13 protein-coding genes and 1 pseudogene are annotated in these 16,303 nt (G+C 52.1%); 6 read left to right on the forward strand and 8 right to left on the reverse strand.

Going from position 1 to position 16,303, the window contains the following annotated elements; genetic code table 11:
* Positions 1 to 57 precede the first annotated feature (57 nt).
* From AC0IWZ_RS21385 to yihU, 6 genes are read right to left on the reverse strand one after another with little or no spacing between them, the layout of a single operon-like run.
* Positions 58 to 1,470, reverse strand: coding sequence for an MFS transporter (locus tag AC0IWZ_RS21385; RefSeq protein ID WP_471678522.1), 1,413 nt, complete (start codon positions 1,468 to 1,470; stop codon positions 58 to 60).
* Positions 1,471 to 1,482: 12 nt separating this feature from the next.
* Positions 1,483 to 2,883, reverse strand: coding sequence for an MFS transporter (locus tag AC0IWZ_RS21390; RefSeq protein WP_471678521.1), 1,401 nt, complete (start codon positions 2,881 to 2,883; stop codon positions 1,483 to 1,485).
* Positions 2,884 to 2,930: 47 nt separating this feature from the next.
* Positions 2,931 to 4,970, reverse strand: coding sequence for an alpha-glucosidase (locus AC0IWZ_RS21395; protein ID WP_471678520.1), 2,040 nt, complete (start codon positions 4,968 to 4,970; stop codon positions 2,931 to 2,933).
* A 35-nt stretch (positions 4,971 to 5,005) separates the two neighbouring features.
* The gene (yihS, locus tag AC0IWZ_RS21400) at positions 5,006 to 6,247 is read right to left on the reverse strand and encodes a sulfoquinovose isomerase (RefSeq protein WP_471678519.1); all 1,242 of its coding nucleotides are present in this window, start codon (positions 6,245 to 6,247) and stop codon (positions 5,006 to 5,008) included.
* A 16-nt stretch (positions 6,248 to 6,263) separates the two neighbouring features.
* The gene (gene yihT / locus AC0IWZ_RS21405; RefSeq protein ID WP_471678518.1) at positions 6,264 to 7,139 is read right to left on the reverse strand and encodes a sulfofructosephosphate aldolase; all 876 of its coding nucleotides are present in this window, start codon (positions 7,137 to 7,139) and stop codon (positions 6,264 to 6,266) included.
* A 20-nt stretch (positions 7,140 to 7,159) separates the two neighbouring features.
* Positions 7,160 to 8,050: a sulfolactaldehyde 3-reductase gene (gene yihU / locus AC0IWZ_RS21410; RefSeq protein ID WP_471678517.1), complete on the reverse strand. Its 891-nt coding sequence runs from the start codon at positions 8,048 to 8,050 to the stop codon at positions 7,160 to 7,162.
* A 196-nt stretch (positions 8,051 to 8,246) separates the two neighbouring features.
* Between yihU and AC0IWZ_RS21415 the strand changes: the two genes are divergently transcribed.
* The 6 genes and pseudogenes from AC0IWZ_RS21415 to fabY all read left to right on the forward strand — a co-directional run bounded on the left by AC0IWZ_RS21415 (position 8,247) and on the right by fabY (position 13,066).
* Positions 8,247 to 9,143: a sugar kinase gene (locus tag AC0IWZ_RS21415; RefSeq protein ID WP_410374182.1), complete on the forward strand. Its 897-nt coding sequence runs from the start codon at positions 8,247 to 8,249 to the stop codon at positions 9,141 to 9,143.
* Positions 9,144 to 9,179: 36 nt separating this feature from the next.
* Positions 9,180 to 9,944: pseudogene (locus tag AC0IWZ_RS21420) on the forward strand (DeoR/GlpR family DNA-binding transcription regulator); the annotation flags it as partial.
* Positions 9,945 to 10,180: 236 nt separating this feature from the next.
* Complete coding sequence (gene yihX, locus AC0IWZ_RS21425; protein WP_259268560.1) at positions 10,181 to 10,777, forward strand: glucose-1-phosphatase; 597 nt, start codon at positions 10,181 to 10,183, stop codon at positions 10,775 to 10,777.
* Complete coding sequence (locus tag AC0IWZ_RS21430) at positions 10,774 to 11,646, forward strand: virulence factor BrkB family protein (protein ID WP_471678515.1); 873 nt, start codon at positions 10,774 to 10,776, stop codon at positions 11,644 to 11,646. Before yihX ends, AC0IWZ_RS21430 begins: the two co-directional genes overlap by 4 nt.
* Positions 11,643 to 12,080 carry a D-aminoacyl-tRNA deacylase gene (gene dtd, locus AC0IWZ_RS21435; protein ID WP_034499967.1) on the forward strand — a complete coding sequence of 146 codons (438 nt, stop codon included), beginning with the start codon at positions 11,643 to 11,645 and terminating at the stop codon, positions 12,078 to 12,080. Before AC0IWZ_RS21430 ends, dtd begins: the two co-directional genes overlap by 4 nt.
* A 44-nt stretch (positions 12,081 to 12,124) precedes the next feature.
* Positions 12,125 to 13,066, forward strand: a complete 942-nt coding sequence (gene fabY / locus AC0IWZ_RS21440; protein ID WP_034499970.1) for a fatty acid biosynthesis protein FabY — start codon at positions 12,125 to 12,127, stop codon at positions 13,064 to 13,066.
* A gap of 11 nt (positions 13,067 to 13,077) precedes the next feature.
* Here the strand turns inward: fabY and AC0IWZ_RS21445 are convergent, their stop codons facing one another.
* Positions 13,078 to 14,760: an AsmA family protein gene (locus tag AC0IWZ_RS21445; RefSeq protein ID WP_471678514.1), complete on the reverse strand. Its 1,683-nt coding sequence runs from the start codon at positions 14,758 to 14,760 to the stop codon at positions 13,078 to 13,080.
* Positions 14,761 to 14,886: 126 nt separating this feature from the next.
* Complete coding sequence (locus tag AC0IWZ_RS21450) at positions 14,887 to 16,278, reverse strand: nucleobase:cation symporter-2 family protein (protein ID WP_034499973.1); 1,392 nt, start codon at positions 16,276 to 16,278, stop codon at positions 14,887 to 14,889.
* Positions 16,279 to 16,303: the final 25 nt, after the last annotated feature.

Raw genomic sequence — 16,303 nt, forward strand, 5'->3', positions numbered from 1 at the left:
TCTAAAACGAATACGATATTGGTATCCATTTAAAGCGCACCGGTTAATCGTTGTTTTTTATAAAGTTGCGGAAGCTTCTTTGGTATTTTCAACTGACAGTTGTGGAGTGGAAGCCTCCTGCTTGCGTTCGTTTAATTCGGCGATTATTTGCATAAACCGCTGTTCATTTAATTTATAAAACAGCCCCATGGTCATCGCTGCGGTAATCGCCAGGCTGCATGGCCAGATAAATATTAGCTGGCGCAGGCCATTTAACGTGGTTTCACTCTGCGCGATGTTGGGGATATACCCGATTTGCGTCAGCATAATGCCGGGTAAAAAGCCCGCCAGTGCTGCCGAAATTTTGCGTGAAAACGTGTAGCCGGTATAAACCGAGCCTTCGGCGCGAATGCCGGTTTTCCACTCACCGTAATCCACAGTATCCGGCACCAATGCCCAGTTCAGGCTGTTGACAAACGCGGTGCCAAAAAACGCCATGCAGGAAAACAGCACGAACGATAACGAACTGTCTCCCCAGGCATAATTCAGCAAATCTCCCGCCGCCCATAACAACAATCCGCCCAGATAAACCTGCTTTTTCCCGAAACGTTTCACCGCCGCTGGCACCATCAGCACGCCAATCAGGATGCAGCCCATACTGAAAAAACCCATCCAGGAAAGCAGATGGATATCGTTCAGTACGTACTGAGTGTAATAAACCTGAATTGCCAGCTTGATGTTAAAAGCCGCCAGCGTGCAAAGATTGGCGATGCATAACACCAGCAACGGCGGGTTGCGAAAGATTGCGAGAAACGACTTAGCGATGGCCGGCTTATGGCTTTCCGGCACCACTTCCACATAACGCTCTTTGACGCCGCTGTGGCACCACCACATGCAAAATAACCCGCAGGTCGCGAAGAGTGTTGCCGCAACTAAATAACCCAGCGATGGGCGCTCAACAAACAGCGCCTGAATCGGTATAAATCCCACAGTACAAAGCAGCAACCCAAGTGTGGCACCACCTTGCCGCCACGCCGCCAGTTGTGCGCGCTCATGCGGATTTTTAGTTATCGCCGGAACCATCGCGCCGTAAGAGCAATTCATCAGGCTGTAAAACAGGCCGAACAACATAAACAGTACTGTCGATAACGCCGTTTTCATCGTCAGGGTTAAACCGGTATCCACAAATTGCGCTGTTGCTACCAGCGCCACCGGCATTGCCGCATAAAAAATGAAAGGGCGAAACTTCCCTTTAGGGCCGATATTCCGGCGTGAATCAATCAACACGCCGGTTAGGATATCGGTAAAGGCGGTGAAGAATTTGGCGACCAGAAAGATAACGCCGCCGTAAAATGCCGGAAGACCAAGCACATCCGTATAAAACTTCAACAGATACAGCGTACCGATACACAGCATCAGGTTTGAGCCAAAATCCCCCATGCCGTACGCGAACTTTTCTCGCAAACTGAGCTTTAGCGTTAATACATTCATGGCCGACCCTTATTAATGTGCAGCAGCCCGTTTGCGGCTTTCAATCTCACCCACAATCCGCACGTACATTTTTTCATTCAGATTGTAGAAGCCGCCCATCGCGATAATCGTCACCACCGCCAGCGCGCTCGGCCAGATGAATATTAACTGCCGTAGCCCTTCAACGGTTCCGGCTGATTGCACTACGTTTGGCACATAGCCGATTTGCGTCAGCATCAAACCAGGGAAGAAGCCCGCCAATGCTTGCGAAACCTTACGGAAGAAGGTGAAACCGGTATAGACCGTGCCTTCAGAGCGCACGCCTGTTCGCCATTCACCGTATTCCACGGTGTCGGAAACCAGCGCCCAGTTCAGGCTGTTGACGAACGCAGAGCCGAAGAACGCCAGGCACGAGAACATCACGAAGCTGACCGAACTATCGCCCATCGTGTAGTTGAGCAAATCGCCCACTACCCAAACAAGCAACCCGGCGATATAGACCTTTTTCTTGCCGAAGCGGCGCACGGCAGAAGGCATCAGGAACACGCCGAAGAAAATACAGCCCATGCTGAAAAAGCCCATGTATGAAAGCAGCAGTGGATCATTGAGCACGTATTGCGTGTAATAAACCTGAATCGCCAGTTTGACGTTAAATGCGCCGAGTGTGCATAAATTGGCGATGCAAAGAATAAACAGCGGGCGGTTGCCGGCGATAGCTTTGAATGATTGCAACAAACCCGGCTTGTGCCCAGGTGCAGGCTGCTGGGTTTCGACATATCGCTCTCTCACGCCGGAATAACACCACCACATAAAGAACAAGCCGAAGGCGCTAAACAACGCCGCTGCCACGATATAACCCAGTTGCGGATTGTTATCGACCATGTTCATCACCGGCACAAAACCGACGGTGCACAGCAGCAGGCCGAGCGTGGCACCGCCTTGTCGCCACGCCGCCAGCGATGCACGTTCATTCGGGTTTTTAGTCATCGCCGGAACCATCGCGCCGTAAGAACAGTTCATCATGCTGAAGAACAAGCCATACAACATGAACAGCACCGTCGCCATTACGGTTTTGCCGGTGATGCTGAAATCCGTGCCGACAAAGTTAGCTATCGCCAGTAACGTGACGGGAAATGCCGCGTACAGCACGAACGGGCGGAATTTCCCTTTTGGCCCAATCTTGCGCCGTGAATCGAGCATGATGCCTGTGCCCATATCGGTAAACGCGGTAAAAAACTTGGCAATCAGGAAAATCACGCCGCCGTAAGTGCCGGGCAGACCTAAAACGTCGGTATAGAACTTCAGCAGGTAAAGTGTGCCGATATCCAGCAAGATATTTGAACCCAGGTCGCCCATTCCATAGGCGATTTTTTCCCGTAACGGAAGCAATAAAGTGGCCGGATCGCTGCCCCGGCTGTCGGTCTGATGACTCATTTTTATTCTCCTTGTGGCGGCGAGATTTGAACTCGCCGCCACGGCTATCAGATATGACGCAATGAGGTAAACAGCTCAGCCCATTCGCTGGTGGCCCGGTAAAACACTGGAGGTTGGCCGATTGGCGCAGCAACGGTAATTTCACCGCCACCGGTGTACGGTTCGCCCGTCCATAGGTTGACCCAGTTATCCTGTGGCAAATACAGCGTCCATTCGCTACTACCAGGCTGATGAACCGGTGCGACCAGCAAATCGCGGCCAAACAGATACTGATATTTCAGGATGTAGGTTTGCGGGTCGTCTTCGTAATGGAGGAATAACGGGCGCATCACGGGTAAGCCGCTTTGAGAGTTAAGCGCTACGGCGTGTTTGATATACGGCTTAAGCGTCGTGAATACCGTCGTCATGCGGGCAAATTGCGCGATGATGTCGCTATCGTTGTCGAATTGCACATTATCGCCCGGACGGTTACCTTCATGTGTGCGCATCATCGGCGTGAAGGCGCTAAATTCGCACCAGCGCATCAGCAACTCTTTACTGCGCTTCATATCGAACAGCGTGGTGTAACCTCCGATATCGCTATGATGCAGACCGTGTCCGGTCATAGCCAACGACAACGCCGCCGGGATCACTGACGCCAGACCATCGTCCAGGCTCCAGTCCACGTTCTGATCACCAGCCCACATCATCGTCGAGTATTTCTGGCTGCCGGTATAACCCGCACGCATAAAGAACAGCACCTCGCCCAGCTTGCCGGTTTCTTCAAGCGCTTCGTAATTACACTTCGCCCACAGCGCAGGCCACGCGTTATGCATGACTTCAGCGCTAACGCCGTTATGCAGCACGGTATCGGTTGGTAAATATTCGCCAAAATCTGCCATCCAACCGCCAAAACCAAGCTCGATCAGGTTGCGTTTGATGAGTTCTTTGTACCAGTCGTAGGCTTCGGGATTGGTTAAGTCGATAACGCCCGCGTAAAACTCGCCGAACTCGACGTGGTAATCCTTTCCGTCATGAGTTTTGGTCAGATAGCCGAGCTTCGATGCTTCTTCGCACTGGTCGCGATCGCTTGCCACATAAGGGTTGATGTAGGTAAGAAAACGCACGCCTTCGGCCTGCCATTTTTTGATGCGCGTATTCAGCTCAGGGTACAAATCGCCGTTCCAGCGCCAGTTCCACATCACGCGTTTGCCAAACGACGTCATGCGAATACCCGACCAGTCCTGCGCCCAGATACCGTTAACTTTGACGCCGCCTTTGCGCATTACATCGAGTTTTTGCTGGCAAACCTCGGTGCCACCTTGCACGCCGAGCGTCACACCGTCATAAATCCAGTCCGGCATTTCTGGCTGGCGGCCTAATAAACCGGTGAGTTTTTCCAGCAAATGAATGTAGTTGTCGGCACATTCAAAGCGCAGCACCGCCTGGTCTTGCCAAATTGCCAGTTCATGGAAGTCTGGCGCGCTGAAATCGAAATTCATGTAGCAGCTGTTTTCAACGTGGCAGTAATACTTCTGGGTGCTGATGAACGTCGGCTGTGGGAAAAACGTCCAGTAATAATCGCCGCCTGCGTTTTCTTTGCAGTCGGCCTGCCAGGTCACATAAGTCTGTTTATTGCGCCCGACACCTTGCTCGCTGGTCCACAACGGGAACGGCTTGCCACGCAAATCGAAGTAAGAGAACTGCTCGCCACAACCATAAATATGGTCTTCTGGTTTTGCGGCAAGGCGCAGCCAAATGCGGTTATGGCTGGCGCTGTCGTTTTTGAGTTTCAGCTCAAGGCGGCCTTCGGCATCGATGCCGATATGCAGCGTGGCATTCACGGTATCGCCACGTGTGAAGCGGACATTCCAGCCCGCATCTTGTGGGATGACGGCGGCTTCGGTCAGGGCAATCTTTTCATCCAGCTTGTCCTTGATGCTGAAATTGCCACGGAACATATCAATATCGGCTTCACCCGCGCCCACCCATAAGCAAGGCGTTTGCGCGGTGTGCCGCAAAATCAGGCGATTCTGCCAGCTCAGGGCAAAGCCATCATTCAACGTGGTGAGTTCAAGGCTTTCTAAATTTTGTTGTGATAAGGCCATTATTAACTCCGTAAATGTAGGGTACGTGTTGTGGTTTATTTGGCGTTGCAATCCAACAAACCAGCGGCCACGGCGGGCGCTAAACCCGGTGCTAGCGGCAGTCTTGGGATCACCAGGCAATGCAATAGATGGTAAATATCCTGCTTGCCATCCCAGACCCTGGTGGTCACTTCATTGTTGGTATCCAGCTCCTGCCACCACGAACCGTTCTCGTAATCCATCAGGTACTTAATGCAGTAATCCCACCATTTCTGATACCAGGTTTCGTACTGTGTATCTCCGGTTACGGTGAATAGCGCATATGCCGTTCCCATGGCTTCAACGATTGGCCAGCGCACACGTTCACGAACAATTGGCTCACCATCCCAACCCACGGAATAAACGAAACCTTCTGCACCGTCGGGTGCCCAGGCATCGCGGATGGTCGCGTTGAACAAGCCTTTGGCGTCTTCTAGCAACCAGGCTGGAGGTGTTTCAAAACGAGCTTCAAGTGCGGCGTGAAGATGCAGCATCAGACGGCCCCACTCAATCCAGTGGCCTGGCGTGCCGCCGTAGGCACGGAAGCGGTGAGCAGGATTGTCTTTGTTGTAATCGCGGATTGGGTTCCAGTCGGCGTCGAAATGTTCATTGACGCGATATTCGCCGCTGCGAGCCACATCATGAATAATCACCGAGGCAATTCTTTGCGCACGGTCGAGCCATTTGCGGTCATGCGTGACGTCGTAAACAATTAAAAACGCTTCTACTGCGTGCATGTTGGCATTGCCGCCACGGTATTCTTCCGTCTTGCTGAACGCTTCGTCCCACGACTCCAGGCACATTTGTTCCTGTTCGCTCCAGAAGTACTTTTCGATGACGTCGATGGCGTCATCCAGCAGTTTGCGTGCCTGAGGGTGGCCAGTGGTTACCGCACTTGCCGCGCCTAGCAACACAAAGAAATGCTGATAACCCTGCTTCGAGGCATCAATCACACCTTCGTCATTCACGCAGGCATACCAGCCGCCGTATTGCTTATCGCGCAGCGCACCATTGAGCGCGTTGATGCCATGCTCAACCAGTTGATAAGCGCCAGGACGGCCCATTGACGCAGCGACGGCGTAAACGTGCAACATACGAGCGGTGACCCACAAATGTGTACCCATGTCCGTTTTCACCAGACCGGTATTACCGAGCCAACCAAATCCCGTTGGCACCACAGATTTGCGGCCAAAATCGAAAATGCGGTCAGTTTCTTGCTCGAGCCAGCGGTTGTGGCTCAGTGTGTTAAACCATTTCATCGTCACATTCCCTCGGTTAACGGCGAGCCATCATTTCGTCGACGATTTCGCCCAGGCGCTGCAATTTCGGTACTGAAATATCACGCAGCATCATTTCGGTATCCGGTAAACCTACAACCGATGACCAGACGGCGCGACCGGCTAAAAACCCTGATGCGCCAGCAGTCATGGCAACACTCACTGCTCGTGGGAAAAGCTTTTCATCGATGCCTGAAGAAAGGATCACCCACGGCATGTTGATTTGTTCATTGAGGCGTTGAGAAGCTTTGAGGAGTTCAGGGCGTGAGCCTTTTCCTGACAGTGGCATTTCCACTTTATAGAGATCGGAACCGCTGTCGCCTAGCTCCCTGGCGGCGTCGATAATCGCTTGTTCGCGGTCGAATTTATCGCCACGGCGCGGTGGGCGAACAACAGGCTCAATGATGCTCAGCAGGCCGTTGGCATGGCACAACTGGTTAAAGTCCTTCACCATTTCAAGGCGTTGCTGCGCATCTTCATCGCTACGCCACAACACCAGCAGTTTTAACGCTTTGCCGCCGTTACGTTTAACGGCTTGCGGATCGACTGATTTATCAATCACCACGCTATCGACGGGAATGCCGTTACCAGGGATAAACTCATCGGCTGCAACAATCATCGCGCAGCTTTGCGCCAGCGCGTTTTGCTCAACCACCTGGCGGTAGCAAAATTGCTGGTCGACGAGAATTGCTGAGGCATAAGGAGATAAAATTTTGGCGGCGTTAACTTTGAAATCCGTTAAAACCTGGTCGGCAACCGGTGATTGACTGCCAGCAGCGGCAAACATCAGACGCATCGCTTCGCGTTGATCGACTGCCAACATGGCGAAACCGCCGCTCGGCCGGGTAATATCTTTAAGTGTGTAGTGATTCATTCTCTATCCTTATGAAATAACTAGTTTTTGTGATTAATCCCGGCACTGTTACGTACCTGCTCTAAAATTGCGCTCCAGTCCTGGCGGCCACGTCCGGCGGCGCGAGCCTGGTTGTAAACTTCGCGGGAGGCCGCGCCCAACGGCATCGGCACATGCAGCTGGTTGGCGACATCTAGCGCGATACCCAAATCTTTATGGGCGAGGTCAATCATGAAGGCGGGAGTCAGGTCGCCTTTCAGCACTTTGTTCGGCCAGGAAGTGGTGAAATGACCTTTACCCGCAGGTGTTCCGCTCATGACTTGCATCGCCACTTCGAAGGAAAGACCGAGGGCCTCGCAAAGTACGGCGGCTTCCGCGGAAAGTGCATTCAAGGCGATGCTCATGTAGTTGTTGATGAGCTTCACGCGGATACCCATGCCTGGCCCGCCAGCTTCGATAAGCTCGGAACCCATCGCCATCAGCAGCGGTCTGGCGCGTTCGACTTGTTGCGGTGTGCCGCCAGCCAGTAGCAAAAGCGTTCCGGCGATGGCGTGATCGGAAGTGCGACCCACGGGTACATCCATCATGCTGAAACCACGGCTGGCTAAATCTGCAATCAGGTGGTCGGTTTGCAGTGGGTGAATCGTAGACATATCAATGATTAATGCTGATTTACACAACGTCTGACTCACACCGTTCTCGCCTAATAGCGTTTCACGAACCAGGTCGCCGTTTGGCAGCATGGTTATTACGAATTCGGCATCTTGCGCGGCCTCGGCGGCATTTTTACTGGCGGTGGCACCAACCTGAACCAGTGCGTCCACGGCCTCGGCGTTTAAATCGAACACCGCTAACCGATGCCCCTGTTTGAGCAAATTGCGCGCCATTGGCGCACCCATCTGCCCTAAACCTATAAAAGCGACACTGCTCATGTATCCTCCTGGGTGAATGTCATTTTTTGTTGGCTGTTGTCATTATCTTTGTCTGTTTTTGATCGTATTTGTAATTTATGGTTAAAAAATTGACAGCGATCACTTTTTTAACAATTGATGGAATTACAATAAGCCCCATGTGATCGGCGGTTGATTTATGCGCTGTCGAAGTGAAAAACAGCGAAAGGAAAGCGATGTGATTCGAATAGCGTGCGTGGGAATTGCGGTACAAGACCGGCTCTATTACCTGAACCAATTACCTGAATGCGGTGGGAAATATGTGGCGCAGCATTATCGTGAAATAGGCGGTGGTCCAGCAGCAACAGCGGCAGTGGCTGCGGCAAGGCTCGGGGCGCATGTCGATTTCATCGGGCGCGTGGGCGATGACGCAACGGGGAAAGCTCTGTTAGATGAACTGGAGAATTGGGGGGTAAACACGGCATTTTCGCGGAGTTGTAAAAATGCCAACTCATCGCAATCAGCGATTCTGGTAGATGAACAAGGCGAGCGGATTATCGTGAATTACCCAAGCCCTGAACTGCCGGAAGACGCAAGCTGGCTGCATGAGATTGATTTCACGGCTTACGACGTGGTGTTAGCAGATGTGCGCTGGCATCAGGGAGCGAAAACAGCATTCACTTTGGCGCGGTCTGCGGGAGTCACAACGGTTCTGGATGCTGATATTACCCCGCAAGATATCTCTGAGCTGGTAGCGTTGGCGGATCACGCGGCGTTTTCTGCGCCGGGCCTGCAACGCCTGAGTGGTGAAGGTGACCTACTATTGGCACTAAAACGCGCACAAGCGATCACAAATGGACATGTTTATGTCACCCAAGGGAAATCTGGCTGTTATTGGTTAGAAAATAATGAGTTGCGCCATCATGCTGGGTTTCGGGTTGAAGTGGTGGACACGACCGGAGCCGGAGACGTATTCCACGGCGCGTTAGCAGTAAAATTAGCACAACGCATTGAGATATATGAATCGATACGCTTTGCCAACGCGGTTGCGGCACTGAAATGCACCCGTCCTGGCGGGCGGGCAGGAATTCCCGACTGTGATCAAACTGACTCTTTCATGTCACTTTTTGTATAAAATACAAATCGAGGCGGTCACTTTAGGAGAATGTGCATGAGCATCACCGAGTTAACCGGCAATCCGCGCCATGACCTGTTATTACAACTGATTGCCGAACGCGGCTATATGAATATCGACGAGCTGGCGCAATTGCTGGATGTATCCACTCAAACTGTGCGCCGTGACATTCGTAAGTTGAGCGAACAGGGGCTGATTACTCGTCATCACGGTGGCGCAGGGCGCGCATCAAGTGTTGTTAACGTGGCATTCGAACAACGTGAAGTGTCGTTGACGAGTGAGAAAATGGCCATCGCTGAAGCGATTGCTGACTACATTCCAGATGGTTCGACGGTGTTCATCACCATTGGTACTACGGTTGAACATATTGCGCGGGCATTAATGAACCATGATCGGCTGCGCATCATTACTAATAGTCTGCGCGTGGCACATGTCTTGTATAAAAATCCGCGTTTTGAAGTGATGGTGCCGGGCGGTACTTTGCGTCCGCATAATGGCGGTATTGTCGGGCCAGCGGCGATCACCTTTGTGGAAGGTTTTCGTGCGGACTACCTGATAACCAGCGTGGGCGCGATTGAGCCAGATGGTGCGTTGCTGGATTTTGATGTGAACGAAGTCAGCGTGGTGAAAGCGATGATGAAGCATTCACGACATGTTTTGGTGGCGGCAGACTCGACTAAATTCCATGCGTCAGCTGCGGTAGAAATTGGCAATGTGAAACAAGCCACTGCGTTATTTACCGACCAAATCCCAACGGCTTCATTTAAAACATTGCTGGAAAATGAGCATGTTGAGCTGGTGGTTTCTGAGTTGGGGGGCAGGAATAGCCCAACTAACCGAGTAAGCGTCGCGAAGGTTAAAACCTGGCGACGTAACCGCAAAATATCAGGTACTGGCTTTATAGCGGGGTTATCTTGCGGTCACGTTTCACTGATTAACGATCTGGCTCGCATTCGTTGAGCTGTTGTTGTAACACGCACTATCCACCTTCTTCTATTACCGCTACAGTTATTTGTCCATGCGCAAAGGAGAGGCTTATGCTGTATATCTTTGATTTAGGTAACGTCATTGTTGATATCGACTTCAACCGCGTGATGGGGGTCTGGAGCGATTACAGCAGGGTGCCACTGGCTAATTTGCAAAAAAATTTTGTGATGGGGGATGCTTTCAAGCGCCACGAACGCGGGCAGATTACCGACGAAGAATTCGCCGCAGCGGTATGTGACGAAATGGGTATGGCGCTAAGTTTTGATCAGTTCTCTGCTGGCTGGCAGGCAATTTTTGTTGGCTTGCGTCCGGAAGTTATCGCCGTCATGAACAAACTTCGTGAACAGGGGCATCGTGTCGTGGTGCTCTCTAACACCAACCGTTTACACACTTATTTCTGGCCTGGTGAATACCCGCAAATCGCCGAGGCGGCGGATAAAATCTATCTGTCTCAGGAAATGGGGATGCGCAAACCGGACGTCGAGATCTACCAAAAACTTCTCGAAACAGAAGGTTTTTCTGCGAATGAGGCGGTCTTTTTTGATGACAACGCCGATAATGTAAAGGGAGCTCAGCAGTTGGGTATCACCAGTATTTTGGTGACCGGAAAAGATACGGTGCCCGGATATTTTGCAAAAAACCTATGATAAAAGACGTTCATCGCAAAACGAGTAACCGCCTCAGACCATGTATCGCCTGGGGTAAGTTGCTCTGGCATCGCATCGACCAGGACAATATGACCACGCTTGCGGGGAATCTTGCTTACGTGTCATTACTCTCACTGGTGCCCTTGGTTGCGGTGGTGTTTGCGTTGTTTGCGGCTTTTCCGATGTTCGCCGATGTCAGTGTTCAGCTCCGGCATTTTGTTTTCTCAAATTTTCTGCCTGCTACAGGCGATATCATCCAGCGCTATATCGAACAGTTTGTTGCTAACTCCAACAAGATGACCGCGGTGGGGGCCTGTGGGCTTATCGTCACCGCTTTGCTGTTGATGTATGCCGTTGATAGCGCGCTCAATACTATCTGGCGCAGTACGCGTACGCGGCCAAAAATCTATTCGTTTGCCGTCTACTGGATGATTTTAACGCTTGGGCCATTACTGGCGGGCGCGAGCCTGGTGATTAGTTCGTATCTGCTCTCACTGCGATGGGTGACGGGGTTTAACAGCACGATTGATATCGTGTTACGTGTTTTCCCGTTGCTGCTATCCTGGCTGTCATTCTGGATGTTGTACAGCATCGTCCCTACTACCCGTGTTCCGGTGCGCGACGCATTGGTTGGCTCGCTGGTTGCGGCTCTTTTGTTTGAGCTTGGGAAGAAGGGCTTTGCCCTCTACATCACCATGTTTCCCTCTTACCAATTGATTTACGGCGTGTTAGCCGTGATCCCCATTTTATTCGTCTGGGTCTACTGGACCTGGTGTATCGTGTTGCTCGGCGCCGAAATTACTGTCACTCTCGGCGATTACCGAAGACTTCGCATAGAAGCTCAGCAGGAAGAATTGGAAGAACCATGATCGCATTAATTCAGCGCGTCACCCACGCCAGCGTCACTGTGGCGGGTGAAGTAACGGGTGAAATTGGCCCAGGACTTTTAGTGTTATTGGGTGTCGAAAAAGAAGATAACGAACAAAAAGCGAATCGTCTTTGCGAGCGGGTTTTGGGTTATCGTATTTTTGGCGATGAAAATGACAAGATGAATCTGAATGTTCAGCAAGCGGGTGGCAGTGTGCTGGTGGTGTCGCAGTTTACCCTCGCCGCGGATACCGAACGCGGTATGCGCCCGAGCTTTTCTGGCGGAGCAGCACCGCAACTAGCCGAAGAACTATATGAATACTTTGTTCAACGTTGCCGCCAGCAGGGCATTGTGGCCGAAACAGGGCGCTTCGCCGCCGACATGAAAGTCAGCCTGACTAACGATGGCCCGGTGACGTTTTGGTTACAGGTCTGAATTCGCAACTTACACGGTCCCGCGTAACAAGAGAGAGTACATGTATGTATCACCTTCGCGTACCGCAAACCGAAGAAGAGCTTGAGCTCTATTACCAGTTTCGCTGGGAGATGCTGCGTAAGCCGCTGCATCAACCTAAAGGCTCCGAACGCGATGCGTGGGATGCCATGGCCCATCACCAGATGGTGGTGGATGAAGAAGGCAATCCAGTCGCCATTGGTCGCTTGTATATCAACGCTGATAACGAAGCGGCTATCCGTTTTATGGCGGTTCACCCCTCGGTACAAGATAAGGGGCTGGGCACGCTGGTGGCGATGACACTAGAGTCTGTCGCGCGCCAGGAAGGTGTGAAACGTGTGGTGTGTAGCGCACGTGAAGATGCCGTCGAGTTCTTTGCCAAATTGGGATTTGAGAATCAGGGCGAAATCACCACGCCTTCGACCACGCCGATTCGCCACTATTTGATGATAAAACCCGTCGCTTCGCTGGACGACATTCTCCATCGTGCAGACTGGTGCGCTCAGTTACAGCAGGCCTGGTATGAACACATCCCATTAAGTGAAAAAATGGGCGTGCGCATCCTGCAATACACCGGGCAGAAATTTATTACCACCATGCCCGAAGCGGGTAATCAAAATCCCCATCAAACCTTATTCGCCGGTAGCCTGTTTTCGCTCGCTACACTGACCGGTTGGGGGCTGATCTGGCTGATGCTGCGCGAGCGTCATCTTGGCGGCACGATTATTCTTGCCGATGCGCATATCCGATATAGCAGCCCGATCACCGGAAGGCCTGGAGCTATTGCTGACTTAGGCTCGTTGAGTGGCGATCTCGACCGCCTGGCGCGTGGCCGTAAAGCTCGCGTCGCGTTGCAAGTTGAGCTTTTTGGCGATGATACGCAAGGTGCTGTTTTTGAAGGGGTGTATCTGGTACTGCCAGCTAAACCTTTTGGCCCGCTTGAAGAGGGCGGGAACGAAGAAGAATAACTACCCGGCGCTTACGCGCCGGGTACTTCCCCATTCTGCATTGTTTGCTGTACTTGTTTTCCGTCGGCGCTGGTGGCCTGTAATGTCCCGTTCACCGTGGGTTTCAGTGGTGTTTGAGCTGCAAGGTTACCGGTCACTGAAAGCTGCAAATTACCGTTGCCCTCAAGCGGCACCGCTGGCCATCCCCATTGCTGCAACACATTTACTGGTACCGCGCGCCCGCGAAGATTCATTGCCGCATTGCGTTGCGGAGCCTGCGAAATAGCACCCGTCGCTTCCAGCATGCCGTCTCCCGCAAAAGCACTTAATTCCGTAATCGTGATTTGGCTGTCAGTTGCATTCAATGAAATAGACGGCCTGCGAACATCCACACGGTTAAACGTGGCGGCTGCTGCATTAAGGGTTAAGTTTCCGCTCCACACACCCCACTGGTGGTTACGTACCAGTTCGATATTGTTCGCCGTGCCGTCCAGCGCCGTGAGCTGGAACGGGAAGGCAGGATCGATATCAATAACCAGGTTTCTGTTCGCCGTGAGTTTTTTAATTGATACTGAGTTTAGCCATTCCGGTAAAGGCTCCATCCAAAGCGCTTTCCAGTTGGCGGGCAGCGTATATTCCAGTCCTGCAAAAACCAGCTCGTCGAGCGCGAGTTTTTTCTCGTTGCGTTGCCACTCGCCTGAAGCGCGAACCATGCCTCTTTCCCAGCGGGAAGTGAACTGGCGTAGCGAAGCGGTTTGCTGATTAAAATCGACGTTGACGATGGGGTCGTTCAAATGTAATGCACCAATAATGAAATCACTGGCGTTCATTGACAGCCGGCCGTCATCACTTTGCCATCCGCCGTTTGCCAGCGTCAGGTTGCGCAAACTCAGATCTAAATCGGTTACTGCCCAATCCTTCCCTTCCAGTCGCGCGTCGGTGACTTCCAGGTTATCAATTTTCAGCGAAGGAACCGTGGTAAGCGGGGCCAGGAAATCGGTAATTGATTTTTCAGTTTGCAGACGAATATCGTTCAAACGCAGGCTACTAATTTGCCATGAACCGTCAGCAAGGCGATTGGCGTTACCTGTAAGCGAGCCGCGAGCCATATCGGCCCCAATAGTGGAAAGCGTCACCTGCTCGTTATTAATCGCACCCTGCAATAACACGTTGGTCGCTGGGACACCGTTGAGCGTCATGGACCCGGCACTAAACTGAATATCTGCGGTACTTCCCAGCACTTTACCTTTCGTCGGTTGCCAGGGCTTTACACCCCCGTTGACGCGTTGGGCATGTAAATCCCATTCGGTGTTTGGGCTGTTGAGGGCCATATCACTTAATTGCAGCATGTCGGCCTGGAATGGCAGCGGGGCGGCGTCAGGGCTGATGTTTAACGTTCCGTTTTGCAACAGAATATTGTCGACGTGCATAGGCTCTGAGAACTGACGTGAGCTAAGCCCAATATCAATATTCTTTGCGACCAGCGTCGCCGGTTGGCCTTTGCGCCCGAAGGTGACATTCGTCAGAGTGACGTGCGTGGGTGATGCCCAGCGATGATCCATCTCTTCAAAAGAGAAATTGTAATCACTCTTCTCATTAACCCAACTGCTAACCTGGGCGGCACCCCAATGGGTTTGCAGTAAAAGATAAGCAGCAAGAAGCAGTACAAGTACGACAACCAATATCGCAATGATTAGCTTTCCGAGAAATTTCATTGTCTTCCGTCCCATGAAGTTTCGGTAAAGGGTTTTATGCCCCATTTACCGTTATAGCTCAAGGATGGGATTGTCAGGAGGGGTAACACGCGCTGATGAGAACAAATCACCAGCGCGTGAGATACATCAATTTTTTTCAGGCGGGAAAATCAGGTTCAAAACGATAGCGGTGATACCACCGGCAGCAATACCTGAAGAGAGCAATGTCTTCAACCAGTCAGGCGCAAACTGCAAAATCAGCGGTTGCTGAGACACACCCATACCGACAGCCAGGGACAGCGCAATAATCATAATTGCGCGGCGGTTCAGAGGTTCACGAGAGACAATACGCACGCCGGACGCGGCGATGGTGCCGAACATCACGATAGTTGCGCCACCCAGAACTGGCTCGGGAATGTGTTGTACGAATCCGCTTACTGCCGGGAACAGGCCCAGCACAATCAGCATCAGCGCAACGACAAAACCGACATAGCGGCTGGCAACACCAGTAAGCTGAATCACGCCGTTGTTCTGGCCGAAGCAAGAGTTAGGGAAGGTGTTGAACACGGCGGAAACGCAGGAGTTCAGGCCGTTCGCCAGCACGCCACCTTTCAGGCGCTTCATATACAGCGGGCCAGAAACCGGCTGTTCGGAAACGTCAGACGTTGCCGTAATATCGCCGATGGTTTCCAGGGACGTCACCATAAACACCAGCATCAGCGGGATAAGCAGATTCCAGTCAATGCCCAGGCCGTAGTAGAGCGGGGTTGGCACCATGATCAGATCTGTATTGGTTGATGGCGCGACGTTCGGCAGCATGCCCATCGCCCAGGCCAACGCATAACCTACAGCCATCGCGATAACCAGTGACGCCACGCGTAAGTAAGGGTTTCGCTGACGGTTAAGCAAAATAATGACCAGCAGCACGGCACCCGCCAGCAGCAGATTTTTCGGCGCGCCAAAGGTGTGGTCGCTCATCGCGCCGTAGCCACCGCCAATGGATGTCAAGCCAACCTGAATCAGCGACAGGCCGATAATCATCACCACTACACCAGAAACCAGTGGCGTAATAATGCGACGAGCCAGATGCAGAAAGCGCGACAACAGCATCTCTGTGCAGCTTGCCAGCATCAACGTGCCGAAGAGTGCGGCCATCATGGTCGGGACATCGGCACCGCCATTTTTCAATGCCATGCCGCCCATAATCAACGGTGAAACAAAGTTAAAACTGGTGCCTTGAATAGACAGAAGCCCAGAACCAACCGGGCCCCAGGCTTTAATCTGGATAATCGATGCTACGCCTGAGGCGAACAAAGACATGCTGATAATGTGTTGGGTATCTTCAGCCGGAAGTCCCAGCGCCTGGCAAATCAACATCGCAGGCGTGATAACCGCTACAAACATCGCTAATAAGTGCTGGCCAGCAGCAAAAAGTGTTTGTGGAAGAGGAGGGCGATCCTCGAGGCGGTAGATCAATTCACTGGAATGAGTCTTAGCAATCGGTTGCGCATCGTCTGACTCAACAGCATTAACAGACATCGGAAATTATCCCCAGGAGAAAAAA

This window comes from Buttiauxella sp. AC142 (assembly GCF_979253435.1).

Excerpts from the sequence above, each read along its gene's own strand:
- AC0IWZ_RS21385 (WP_471678522.1), bottom strand. The coding sequence starts at position 1,470 with ATGAATGTATTAACGCTAAAGCTCAGTTTGCGAGAAAAGTTCGCGTAC.
- AC0IWZ_RS21390 (WP_471678521.1), bottom strand. The coding sequence starts at position 2,883 with ATGAGTCATCAGACCGACAGCCGGGGCAGCGATCCGGCCACTTTATTG.
- AC0IWZ_RS21395 (WP_471678520.1), bottom strand. The coding sequence starts at position 4,970 with ATGGCCTTATCACAACAAAATTTAGAAAGCCTTGAACTCACCACGTTG.
- yihS (WP_471678519.1), bottom strand. The coding sequence starts at position 6,247 with ATGAAATGGTTTAACACACTGAGCCACAACCGCTGGCTCGAGCAAGAA.
- yihT (WP_471678518.1), bottom strand. The coding sequence starts at position 7,139 with ATGAATCACTACACACTTAAAGATATTACCCGGCCGAGCGGCGGTTTC.
- yihU (WP_471678517.1), bottom strand. The coding sequence starts at position 8,050 with ATGAGCAGTGTCGCTTTTATAGGTTTAGGGCAGATGGGTGCGCCAATG.
- yihX (WP_259268560.1), top strand. The coding sequence starts at position 10,181 with ATGCTGTATATCTTTGATTTAGGTAACGTCATTGTTGATATCGACTTC.
- AC0IWZ_RS21430 (WP_471678515.1), top strand. The coding sequence starts at position 10,774 with ATGATAAAAGACGTTCATCGCAAAACGAGTAACCGCCTCAGACCATGT.
- dtd (WP_034499967.1), top strand. The coding sequence starts at position 11,643 with ATGATCGCATTAATTCAGCGCGTCACCCACGCCAGCGTCACTGTGGCG.
- fabY (WP_034499970.1), top strand. The coding sequence starts at position 12,125 with ATGTATCACCTTCGCGTACCGCAAACCGAAGAAGAGCTTGAGCTCTAT.
- AC0IWZ_RS21445 (WP_471678514.1), bottom strand. The coding sequence starts at position 14,760 with ATGAAATTTCTCGGAAAGCTAATCATTGCGATATTGGTTGTCGTACTT.
- AC0IWZ_RS21450 (WP_034499973.1), bottom strand. The coding sequence starts at position 16,278 with ATGTCTGTTAATGCTGTTGAGTCAGACGATGCGCAACCGATTGCTAAG.